Here is a 12,522-nt window from a genome sequence, read left to right on the forward strand (position 1 = left end):
CTGCTAAGACTTTAATTACTTACTTTTTTCTAATTTTTCTTTAATTATTAATAAAAATTCTGCTTCACTAATTATTTTTGTGTTATATTCTTTTATCTTATTTTCTTTGTTATTATAGTGGGGTTATTCTTTTTTTAAAAGAGTTTAAAATATATTTTTTATCTTGTATTTTTAAATACACTTCATATAAAATTTTACAATCTTGAACACTTCTATGTGCTTTTAAATAATCTACTCCAAGCATTGAAGAAAGAAATTGTAAACTTCATTTTTCACTCTGTCATAAATAAAAACTTCTGTTTTGAAAAAAATCTTTAGTGTCAATAAAATTATTAGTGGGAAAAGGTAGTTCTACTTGGTTATAAGCTCTTTTTAATGCAACAAAATCAAAAGTTTCTCCATTATGTGCATATAAGTCTAAATCACCTATAAAAGCATTAAATTCTTCTAAAACTGCTTTTGTATCTCTACCTTTTTCTTTGACTAACTTCGTAGGAATGTTGTTAAAACGCTCTCATTTATTAATTTCAAAATTCTTTGGTTTTACTAATTCGTTAAACTGTTCAACTATTTCTCCGTTGTTTATTTTGATAGCACCAATTTCAATAATAGATTTATTATTATCACAAGTTTCTAAATCAAAAATAACAAAAGAATTTTTCATAAAATTGTTTTCATTATGTTTATCTATTTTATTATGAAATTCTTCTAAACTTTTTATCATATTATTCACTAACTAAAATTTCTCCTTGTCTCATAAGTTCTTCAAATTCATTTATAGTAAAATTTTTATGTAAAGATAAATAAATCTTTTGTTCAATTATTCATTGTTTTATAAATTCTCGTTTTTTACTATAATCAATAATAGGTTTATTAATTCTTATTATTTTAGTTGATAAATTTTTTAATTTAGTTGAATTATATTTACCATAATGATCTTTTAACATATAAATTTTCAAACATTTAGCAATTTTAGAATTTATACTATATCCATTAATGTCATCATTTACTAACATATTTAGATAAAACTCATGTAAACTTATTGGAAATTTAATTGTAAAAGTTCTATTGTCTTCTAACTTTTCTTTTTGATCTATTAATGATCTAATGAATTCATCATACTTACTCATAAAATTATTCTCCTATCTTTAAATAATTATTAATTAATAAAGACTTTAATTATTTAATTTGATTCATCTTTCATATTCTTGTTGACAATCTTCAACTATTTTTATTATGTCTCTTGCATTGTTTATAATAGCGCCTGAAGCTCTTTCATGACCACCGCCATTTCATTTGAGTGCAACATTTCTTACAACTGGGCCATTAGATCTAAATTCTACTCTTCATTTGTTTGTTTCTTCTTCTGTAAAAGAAAGTCAAATTCTGTAATTATCTATATTAGCTAAAGTATTTGGTCTAGTTGCTTCAGCAGGAGTTTTGTTGTATTGTTTTTGTTCTTCAAGAGTTATTGAATAGTAAATAACATTTTTAAATGTTTTAAAAGTGCTAAAAATAAATGATTGAAAACGTAAATCACTTTCACTATTTTTTGTTAAGTTTGTATGAAGTTCATCAATATTTAAGCCTGTTTCTCAAAGTTTAGCAGTTAGAGATAAGGTTCTTGGTGTTGTATTAGAGAATAAAAAACGTCCAGAATCTGTGTAAATTCCCGTATAAATGTATTTTGCTGCTTTTGTTGAAACCTTTCAGTTACTGCTAAAAGCTAAGTCAGCAATCATTTCAGCTGCAGCGATATAAGAAGAATCAACTCATCTAGTTGTTGTATTTAAATCATCTTCGTTTGGATGATGATCAATTCTAATTACACTTTTAAAAATATTTTTGTCTAATAACTCTCTTTTTTCAATTCTTTCTTTAAAATTTGCATCAACAATTATCGCTAAAGACTCTTTTAAAATGTCATCACTTAGATCATTATTAAAAGAAAAATCCAAGAAATTTAAAGTATTTTTAGAATCACCAACTGCAAAAACTTTCTTATTTGGAAAATTTTCTTCAATTAGTGTTTTTAAACCAAATTGAGAACCAAGACAATCACCATCTGGGCGAATGTGATGGAAAATGACAATTGAATTATGATTTTCAATTTCGTTTACAATTTTTTTTAAATTACCTATTTTCATTTTCTTCCTTTTCAAATTCTTTAACAAGATTAATTGCTTTATTAACTATTTCTTGGATTTTGGATTTATTTTTAATCATTGCTCCAGAAGCATTATCGTGACCACCACCATTATATTCTCTTGCAATTATATTTACTTTTGGACCATTAGATCTTAGTCTTACTCTTATTGTTTTATCTGGTTGATCAATAAAGAAAATTCAAATTCTATTATCTTCAATATTAGAGAGAATATTTACTTGGTTTGCTTCTTCATAACTTAAATTAAGTTCATCTTGTAATTTTTGAGTAACGTGGAATCAAATTACTTTATCTTGATTTTTAAAATTGGAGAGTACTTTTCCTTGGAATTTAATCTCTTTCATGGTTTTACCTGAAAGTGCTTTGTGAATAAAGTGAATATCTAAATTAGATTTTTTTATTAAATGCTCGACTACATTAAAAGTTCTTTTACTTGTATTACTATAAAAAAATCTGCCTGAATCAGTATAAATTCCAGTGTAAATATATTGAGCAGCTTTTAAAGAAATGTTTCATTTAGCCATTTTAGCTAAATAAGCAACCATTTCAGCTGCTGCAGAATAAGAAGAATCTATTCAGTTAAATTCATAGTTAATATCTGCTCCATTTGGATGATGATCAATTCTTGTCATCTTGGTAATTTTGTTAGATAGTATAATTTCTTTTTTTTCTAAACGATCTGAACTGGAAGCATCAACTACAATTCCTAATGAATTTTCAAAATTTTCTTCTTTTAATTGATTTTCGTCAAAATGATTAAATTCAAGAAAATTTAAAATGCCAGTTGAATCTCCAATATAGAAAACTTTTTTGTTTGGATAATTATCTTTGATTAATTGTCCAAGACCAAATTGAGAACCAAGGCAGTCACCATCTGGTCTTATGTGATGAAAAATAAAAATGTTATCAAATTTTTCAATCGCTTCTTTTATTATTTTATATGTTCCTTTTTTCATAATTCTAATTATATTTTAATAATTTGTTTTTTGAAAAATAATTATAATTTTATATTTTTTGAGTTGCTTAAATTATTAAAAAAATGCCAAAAATTAAAATTCTATTAATATCAAGCAAAATCAAAAGTCAAAAAATAAAATTAAATAAAATATATGTTTTTTTGATATAAAAATATTATATATCAAACCTTTTTCCCTATTTTTTGGGAAAAAAGTTCAAAAATTTGGTGGTTTTGTTCAAAAAAATAGGAAAAAAAATGAATATTTCGGCATATTTGTATTATAATTTTAATGGAAGTTATTTTACTTTCAATATTTTATGTAGAAATTAAAAAACAATGAAAAATTTATTTTTAGGAAAACCACCATTAGAAAGAAAGTATTTACCAAAAGTTATTGAACATTTATATTCTTTTTTTACAGCAATAATTTTTAGTGTTGCTTTACTATGTTTGGTATTATTATTTACTTTTAATAATAAAGAAACATTTGCAGAAAAATTTTTTGATTTATCATTAAAAACTGAATTTAGATTAGTAGTAGCAGTTTTTGTATTTGTTTTCTTTGCAAATATTATTTATATTATTAGATTAATAAGGATTTTACCGAAAACTGAAGTAGGACATACTTTAGTTTGAATAGAAATTACATTTTTAATGCTTTTTGTACTTTCACCTTTTAATATCGTGGTTTCCATAGCTTGTTTAAAATATAATGAAATTGTTTTTGAATAACTTAGGAGAAATATATAAAAATTATGAAGAAAAAATTATTTAAATTTTTAAGTTTAGCAGTGTTTGCAACTCCAATGGCTGCTTTTGTAGCTTGCGGAGCACAAAATGAGTTTGCAAATTCAAAAGACATTATTGTTGCAAGAGAAGGTAAGCAAGAAGGATTTTGAAAAGCAGTTGAAGATGAATTTGCTAAAACAGATTTATATAAAAAAGGATTTAGAATTAAATTTGTTGAAAAAGATGTTTTTGGAGCAATTGATACTATTACAAATGTTGGTAGCACAGATAAAAATGCACCTGATTTAATTTATGCACCAAACGATAGAATAACAGACTTATTAAGTAAAAGAACATTAGCTGCTTGAGACCCAAAATTAAAAGATGATATTCTTGAAGAAGTTCACGCAACTGATGCAGAAAAAAGTTTTGTAAACGAATTTGGTACATTTAAAGGTAGAGAAGGAAACAAAGACAACGGAAAATTCTACAACTTTGCTCACAACAAAGAAGGTATAGTTGTAATGTCAAGTAAAACACTTGATGAAGTTAAAACAGAATTAGCAAACACATCAACCGATGAAATGGTTGAATTAGTTAAAGCAGGAAAAGCATTCTTTAGAATTCAAGATGGATGATATGGTAATGGTGTTTTAGCATCAATTCTTAGCACAAGTGAAATGGGAAAAATCGTTTACAAAGATACTACAAAAAATAAATGATCATCTGGATTTATAAAAGGAGATCCAAACAATGCTAATTTTTCAAAAGCATTAGATGTTGTTGGAGAATTATTGTTCCCTGTTTATGAAGCGGCTTTTGTTAAAAATGCTGACGAATACAAAAGCACAGTATGAGGACAAAGAGGGATCGACCAAGGTGCTTTAAAAGTTCTTTTACAAAATAACCAAGGTGAGGTTCAAAATAAAGTTGTTGAGTTGTTACATAATAAAAAACTTGATTATGCATTTGTTGGTTCATGAGATTTTGGTACAGTTTCACAACAAGGAATTACTACATTCTTTAATGCTCCAAAATTAAAAGATGATCTTAGATATACACAAGCACCAGGAACATGATCATGAGCAATTAACTCAAGAAACAATGGTGCAGTTGCTGATAGACAAGCAGCTATTGCAGAAGTATTAAAATTAATTTTCAAAACAGAATCATACTATGGATACTTTAAAGGTGATACAAAAGTTCCTTACTTTACAAATACACAAAAAGAATTAAGAGCTCTTTCAGATAGAGATGCTGCAACAGGAAGTTCTAAATTAACAGCAATGGTTACAAAAACACATTATTCAAGCAATGATGCTTTATTTAAAGCATACAATGATTTATTATCAGAAGTTAATAAAAACTTAGCTAAAGTTTATGGAACTGAAAAATCTTGAAGTCAAGAACACGATAAAACAAATCCTTTAGGAGACCAAAACAAATATAAAGAAACTTATGTAAAAGAAAAAGATAAATATCCTTTTGTTTCTGATGAATTAATAAATAAATTAGGTGAATTAAAAGAAGCTACAGGAATAAGAAATGCAATTTCTGCACTACTAGGAATTCAAAATGTAGATGAATTAAAAGGTGGTACTGAACCATGACAAATCGCACCTTCTTTAGTTAAATCTGGTGCTGAGTTTGAAAAAGAATGATTAGTAGGTCAAACAGGGAATGCACACGTTAGAAAAGTTGAAACATACATTTTTGGTGGTTCAACTGAAGACGCAAAATTAATGATGGAATTTTCTTCTAAATTCAAAGAAAAAGATTCTCAAACAAAAGCTTTAGAAGAAGTTAAAAAACGTGCAAAAGAATTTTCTAATAAATATGCTAAAACAACTGTTTCAGATGAAATTATCAATAAAGCTGCAGAACTATATATGAATAACTTCTTTAATGAAGCAGATTGATTAAAATGACAAGATGAATATAAAGAAGTATTTAATTCTAAAAAAGTAACAGAAAAATTCCCTAAAGAAGGGCAACAACTAAATGGAGAAAAAACAGATGCTACAATTAAAGAAGTGGAAGATGTTATTTTAGAAGCTACAAATACATCAGTTGCTAAAAAAGTTGTTGACGTTATTTCTTCAACATCAGAATTAAAAGACGGTGGATACGGAATTCTTAAACTACAACAAGAAAGATTAGATAGAGGTAACCCACAATTTGGAAAATTCTGAGGAACATGAAATGACAATATTTTAGGAAACCAAGAATTTTATAAATCTCTTGCGGAAAATAATGTTAAAACTCTAGAAGCATTCCAAACTAAATTAAAAGAACAATTTAGTAAAAAATTCCAAGAATCAGTTGCTGCTTTAGATAGTAGTAAAGCATTAGATTACATTAAATAATAATGAAACCCAAAATACAAATAGAAAGAAGAATTTTTTACTTATTAATTATTCTTCTTTCTATTTCTAATATATTGTTACTTTTATGATTACTGGATGGATTGATATTAGGAACAAATTCTTATGATAATTTAAACTTGGAATCTCAAAAAGAAAGTATAAATAATTTTTTAACCTTTAGGTATGTAGGTTATATTAGTAATTCACTTATCTTAATAGGTTATTTGGTAAATATTTTAGTTTCTAAAAAAAATGGAATCGCATACTTATTTGGTTTTGTTTGGATAACTCTTTTTGTTGGAGTTATGCTTGTCCCCTATTTTTCAAGCGGGCCTATTACAGAAAATTGAATAAGATTAACAATTGTTTTTTTTTGAAGTATCACTTTTCCATTTTTGATACTAATTAATATTTATTTAATGTTTCAATTGAGACTAAAGAGACAAAATTATTACTATGAAAAAATAAAAATACATAAAGGAGGTAAATAATGGAAAAAGTCAAGATGTGAAATTGATATGGTGAATCTTTTGACAGAAAAGTAAATGATTCTAAAATTTCTTATTCTAACTTTTTAAATCAAGCAAAAAATGTTTTTGATAGACAAAAACGAGAAATTGATTTAAAGAAAAAAATAAATAGAGAACTTTTTATTAAAGCAAAAAGAAATTTAGAATTTGAACAAAAAAGAGCATTAGAAACATTAAAAATTTCAAGTAGAAATAAACTTCAAGTTGTTAAAGAAACAAAAAAACAACTAAAAATTTCTAATAGTTTAAAATCTTTTATAATTTTTGAAATTAAAAAGATAGATAAACAAAATCTTGAATCAGCAGATTATGTAAATAATTATTACAAAATGCTTATAAAAACAGCTGATGAAGTAGAAGTAAAAGAAAAAAATATGACTTCTATTTTAGAAAAAGCTAAATCTGATGAGCATAAATTATTAAGACATAAGGCAATGCTACTAATTATTTATAAATATTTATTATTACTTAAAAAAGAAGATTTTATTTACTCTGATTTGGAGTCTTTAGTTGAAGAAAATAAAGGAAAATTCAGTAAATTAGAACAAAAATTAGTTTTAGAAGAGAAAACAAAAATTGAACAATTATTTAAAACTCTAAAAACTAAAAAAGAAAAATTTCAACTTAAAAAAGTAGAAATTGAAAAACAAATTCCTTTAATTAAACATGAAACTAAACAAGAGTATAAAAGCGAAGTGCTTAAAATAAAAAAAGAATACAAAGAAAGAATTTTAGCAGCAGAATTTTTTTATAATAAAGAATACGATGAGCAATTAGCAAAAATCAAATCAGAATTAAAAGAGAAAATTGCTAAAATTGAAAATAAAAAACAAGAAATTTCTTCTTTAAGTAAAGAAAAAGAAGAAAAATATAAAGATTATCTTCAAAATAAACAAGAACAAGCTAAAATCTTAAAACAAGAATATAAATCAGAATTAAAATTAGCTAAAGCATTATTTAAACTTAATGAAAAGTATAATAAAGCATTACTTATTAGCAAATTTTTAAAACTAAATGAAGAAAAACATTTAAAAACTATTTATTCTTTATATAAAAAAGAATTAATAAATAAATTTTTAAATAAAAATAAATACAATCAAAATATTGAACTTAAAATACAAACTCATTTTGATTCTTTAGTACAACAAATTGAAGAAAAAACTAAAGAGTTAAACAAAGATGACAAAAACAAACTAAACATCATTTTAAATAAAAATCTACCTTTATTACTAAAAGGTAAAAAAATAAAAAATGTTAAAGCTTTAGTTAAATCTAATTACTATAAAAAATTAGGTAAATTAAAACAAGAATATTCATATGATGGTGATTTTCTTCTTAAAAAATCAGAAGCCTTATATGAATATGCAACTGATTCAAATAAACAACTTAATTTTTCAGCATCTGAAATTAAAGATGCAAAACTTAAATTACACAAAATCTTATTAAATGAAACTAAAGAAGATAAAGAAAAATACAAAAAACAAATTTCTGATTTAAGAAAAGAATATAAAGAAAAACTTTCTATTTTAAAAGATCGTTTCAAAAAGAAAGACATCACTAAAAAAGCTTATGCTTTTAAATTAAAAGAAGAAAAAATCCTTTATAAAGAAAAATTAGTTTCATTAAAACTACATAATGAAAAAGAAAAAAATAAAGTTGTAGTTAAAACACAATATAGCAGATTATCTGCTCAGCTTAAAATTACTAAAAAGATTTATGAATCTAAAGTGGTTGAAGCTATAAAACAAATTCCAACTGAAAATAAAAAAGGTGCTAAATATAAAGGATTATTCCTTAATTTACTATTTCCAGGTTTAGCACAATTAATATTATTTAAAGAGTATAAAAAAGGAATCCTTTTAACTTTATTAAGTGTCTTTTTATACTTAGTATTTGTACCTTTTTCATTAGGTATTACTTGAAATAAAATTGGTGGAATTCAAGGAATTATTGATTTAGGAAAAAGTTCACATAACTTTGATTTAGGTATTTTACCAGATGCAAGGTTCTGAATGTTTGGGGCAGCAGCATCGTTTATCTTGCTTGGAATTACTATTGCTTATGTAGTTGCAAGTGTAGTGGGTGCTTATAGACAAGGAAAATTCCTTGAAGAAGGAATGAGACCGCAAAACTGAACTCAAACTAAAAAATGACTTTCAGAGCAAGGTTTCCCTTGATTAATATCAATTCCTGGTTGATTCTTGATTGCCTTTATAGTTGTAGTTCCTTTAATAACTTCACTATTTATTTCTTTATCAAACACAGGATTCCAACATACTCCACCTGCTCAAACAGTAGATTGAGTTGGGTTTACACAATACGGAAAATGATGATTATTTAGAAATAATGGTTTATTAACTTCTCTTTTAAGAGTTGTTTCATGAACATTAATTTGAACATTTGTAGCAGCATTTTCAGTAATTGTAGTAGGTACTTTATTTGCTGTATTAGTTAATATGGAAAAAATCAAAGGTAAAAAATTCTTTAGATTAATTTACATTATTCCATGAGCTATTCCTGCCTTTGTTACAATTATTTTCTTAAAATCTGCTTTCCAAGGGGATTCTAATTCATATATTAACTACATATTACTTAAATTAGGTTTAATTGAAAACAGTATTAACTTCTTTGGAAGTATTACTTGAGTAAGATTCCTATTAATAGTAATTCAAACTTGATTAGGACACTCTTACATTTTCTTATTAATTACTGGAAACTTACAAGCAATTCCAAAAGATATTTATGAAGCTGGAGAAATTGATGGTGCTAAACGTTCTAAATTATTTAGACATATTACATTACCAATTTTAGTTTCTTCATTAGCTCCATTATTAATTGGACAATTTACATTTATGTTTAATAATTTCACAATTATTTCTTTATTCTCTAATGGTGGTCCTGCTTATTCAGACCAAACAACATTTAGTGAATCAGGTTCAGATATTATTATTTCATGAATTTATAAACTAACAACTGCAGTACAAATTGATGGAAACGTTGCTTTCTCATCAGCTCTTGTTATTTTAGCATCAGTGTTCTCAGTTTCTATTGCAGCTTACGGATTTGCTAAAAACGCAGCAAAAGGAGGAAGATAAGATGAAATTTTCTTTAAAAAGTAAAATTAATGAAAACAAAATAAAGTTTTCTTCATTTAAAAACAACAAAACAAGAATTCATACTTCAGATTCTAAACCTTTAACTATAGCAGAAGCAATATTCTTATTTTTTAACTATATTCTATTAATTACTTGAACTTTTGTAATTTTATTCCCAGTAGTTTCAATGATATTAGCATCATTTAATACATTTAACAAAAAATATTTATCATTATCACCAGAATTATATAAATTTGGTTTTGATAACTTTACTTATTTATTCACTAATGTAAGAAGTAAATATGTAAATTGATATATAAATACTTTAGCAATAGCTGTTAGCACAATGCTTATAACTGTAGTATTTGTTGCCTTTAATGGTTATGCATATTCAAGATTTAAATTTGCAGGTTCAAAACATTCTCTTTCTGTAATTATGCTTTTACAAATGATTCCATCAACAGCTTCACTAATTTCTCTTTATATTATTGTTGCTCTTGGTAGGGACTCACTTGGAATCGATCCCAGAATAACCTTAACAATAATTTATTCAGGTGGAGCAATTGCAGGAAATACTTTTGTGTTTAAAAGTTATTTAGATTCCATCTCAAGAGAATTAGATGATTCAGCAAAAATTGATGGTTGTGGAAACTGAAAACTATTTACTAAAATATTATTACCAGTTGCAAGACCAATGATAGCAATTATTGCTTTATGATCATTCTTGATTCCTTTTGGAGATGTAATTCTACCAAAATTTGCAATTACAAACAGAGATCAAACAACACTTGCTGTTGGGTTAGACAGCTTTATTACAGCAGAAGATAAAGAAATTAACGTTGGTGCTTATTCAGCAGGTGCTTTACTTGCTTCTATACCACCATTTGTACTATTTATGTTCTCACAAAGACATATCGTTGGAGGACTTTCTGACGGAGCGGTGAAAGGATAATATGAAAAAAAAAACAGAAATGATTTTAGAAAATAATGAACTAGATGACATTAATTCATACGATTTAGAATTTGATAAATTCTTAAATGAAATCGGAGAAGTTGGACAAAAAACAGCTGGTGGAAAAATTGAATTAGTTAATTTATCTAAAAAATATGAAGGAAACGACAAGTGAACTTTAAAAGATATTAATTTAACAATTGAAGCAGGAAAATTCTGTATTTTCCTTGGTCCATCTGGTTGTGGAAAAACAACTTTACTAAGAATGATTGCAGGTTTAAACTCAATTACCAAAGGTGATTTACTTTTCAATGGCAAAAGATTTAACAATCTTTCACCTTCTGAAAGAAACATTGCTATGGTTTTCCAATCTTATGCTCTTTATCCACATATGAATGTTTATAATAATATGAGCTTTGGATTAAGAATTGCAAAAGAAAGAAAAGATATAATCGATCGAAGAGTTAAAGATGCAGCAAAAATTTTAAAAATTGATAATTATCTATATAACAAACCTCGTGATTTATCAGGAGGACAAAGACAAAGAGTTGCTATCGGTAGAGCTATTGTTAGAAAACCTTCTATTTTCTTAATGGATGAACCTTTATCTAACTTAGATGCTAAATTAAGAGAATCAATGCGTAGAGAAATTGTCTCTATTCATAGACTTTTAAACACAACATCAATTTACGTAACACACGATCAATTGGAAGCGATGACAATGGGTGATCAAATTGTTGTTTTAAATGAAGGAAAAATTCAACAAAACGGAACAAGTAAAGATTTATATTTTAGACCAGCAAACGTTTTTGTTGCTAAATTTATTGGTTCTCCAACAATTAACTTACTAAATGGAATAAACAACAATAATACTTTTAAATTAGATGGAATCAATTTTTCTTTAAATCTTCCAGAAGAAAATAAAGAAAAATTATCTAAATACAAAGACTTAATAGTTGGATTTAGAACAGAAGATGTTTTAATCAACGAAAAAGAAGTTGCTAATTCAGTTAAAGGAAAAATTTTCAACATTGAATCTCTTGGAAAAGAGTTATCAATTGTTGTAAAAATTTCCGATAATGTTGAAGTTGTATCTACAGTTCTTAATAATAGAGACTTTGAACTTTACCAAGAGGTATGAGTAAGCTTTAACGAAAGCAGAATTCATATTTTTGATAAAGAAACAGAAGAAAGATTAAATTAATATGCATTTTTTTAAAACTTACAAATATAGAAAAATTTTCTTTATTTTATGTATTGTTGTTTCATTAGTTAGTTTTGGTTTATTTTTTGCTTTTTATAATTCAGCAAATAAGTATTTAGAAATAGAAAAGCAAATTTATACTACAGAAGCAGCTTTTAACGAAAGTTCTGTTATTAATCCTCAAATTCCTATATTTAAAACATTTTGAGTATTAAGTTCAGTTTTATGATTAACAATAATAATAATTGCAATATATTCTTTAATTTTATTAATTAAGCAAAAAAATAATACAAGTTTATTAATTAAAATAAACATTATTCTTTTAGTATTAGTGATAATTTTAGTATCTGTTTTACTTTCTTTCCAACCCCCAATCGACGAAAGAGATGAAACAAAAATTATTTATCCACCTAACTATATTTCAGGTTGATTATTATTTGCTTTTTCTGTAGTTGTTGCTATTTTTGGAATCTTTTCTTTAAAAAATTATGGATATTTAATCAAAAATGAAAAAGAAAACT

At 25.4% G+C, this 12,522-nt stretch carries 11 protein-coding genes; 7 read left to right on the top strand and 4 right to left on the bottom strand.

The window, feature by feature from the left end:
- Positions 1-112: 112 nt before the first annotated feature.
- From ACXX85_RS02870 to ACXX85_RS02885, 4 genes are read right to left on the bottom strand one after another with little or no spacing between them, the layout of a single operon-like run.
- Positions 113-724: a 3'-5' exonuclease gene (locus ACXX85_RS02870; RefSeq protein ID WP_458560589.1), complete on the bottom strand. Its 612-nt coding sequence runs from the start codon at positions 722-724 to the stop codon at positions 113-115.
- Position 725: 1 nt separating this feature from the next.
- A complete protein-coding gene (locus tag ACXX85_RS02875) occupies positions 726-1,130 on the bottom strand; it encodes a hypothetical protein (protein WP_436358772.1) in 405 nt (134 codons plus the stop codon).
- 45 nt (positions 1,131-1,175) lie between these two features.
- A complete protein-coding gene (locus ACXX85_RS02880) occupies positions 1,176-2,147 on the bottom strand; it encodes a DHH family phosphoesterase (RefSeq protein ID WP_458560590.1) in 972 nt (323 codons plus the stop codon).
- Positions 2,134-3,123, bottom strand: a complete 990-nt coding sequence (locus ACXX85_RS02885) for a DHH family phosphoesterase (protein WP_458560591.1) — start codon at positions 3,121-3,123, stop codon at positions 2,134-2,136. The genes ACXX85_RS02880 and ACXX85_RS02885 overlap by 14 nt, the downstream gene beginning before the upstream one ends.
- A 338-nt stretch (positions 3,124-3,461) precedes the next feature.
- On the opposite strand from ACXX85_RS02885, the gene ACXX85_RS02890 reads away from it, so the two are divergent.
- The 7 genes from ACXX85_RS02890 to ACXX85_RS02920 form a co-directional block, all read left to right on the top strand.
- On the top strand, positions 3,462-3,857 hold the full coding sequence (locus ACXX85_RS02890; protein WP_458560592.1) for a hypothetical protein: 396 nt from the start codon (positions 3,462-3,464) through the stop codon (positions 3,855-3,857).
- Positions 3,858-3,880: 23 nt separating this feature from the next.
- Positions 3,881-6,220 (top strand): hypothetical protein, encoded by a 2,340-nt coding sequence (locus ACXX85_RS02895; RefSeq protein WP_458560593.1) that lies wholly within the window; start codon positions 3,881-3,883, stop codon positions 6,218-6,220.
- A gap of 2 nt (positions 6,221-6,222) precedes the next feature.
- On the top strand, positions 6,223-6,711 hold the full coding sequence (locus tag ACXX85_RS02900; protein ID WP_458560594.1) for a hypothetical protein: 489 nt from the start codon (positions 6,223-6,225) through the stop codon (positions 6,709-6,711).
- Positions 6,711-9,845, top strand: a complete 3,135-nt coding sequence (locus ACXX85_RS02905) for an ABC transporter permease subunit (RefSeq protein WP_458560595.1) — start codon at positions 6,711-6,713, stop codon at positions 9,843-9,845. Before ACXX85_RS02900 ends, ACXX85_RS02905 begins: the two co-directional genes overlap by 1 nt.
- A 1-nt stretch (position 9,846) precedes the next feature.
- Positions 9,847-10,797 (top strand): sugar ABC transporter permease, encoded by a 951-nt coding sequence (locus ACXX85_RS02910; RefSeq protein ID WP_458560596.1) that lies wholly within the window; start codon positions 9,847-9,849, stop codon positions 10,795-10,797.
- 1 nt (position 10,798) lies between these two features.
- Positions 10,799-12,001, top strand: coding sequence for an ABC transporter ATP-binding protein (locus ACXX85_RS02915; RefSeq protein ID WP_458560597.1), 1,203 nt, complete (start codon positions 10,799-10,801; stop codon positions 11,999-12,001).
- A gap of 1 nt (position 12,002) precedes the next feature.
- On the top strand, positions 12,003-12,522 hold a 520-nt coding region (locus ACXX85_RS02920; RefSeq protein WP_458560598.1), incomplete at its 3' end, for a hypothetical protein.

The sequence above is a fragment of the Mycoplasma sp. Z386 genome (assembly GCF_054343375.1).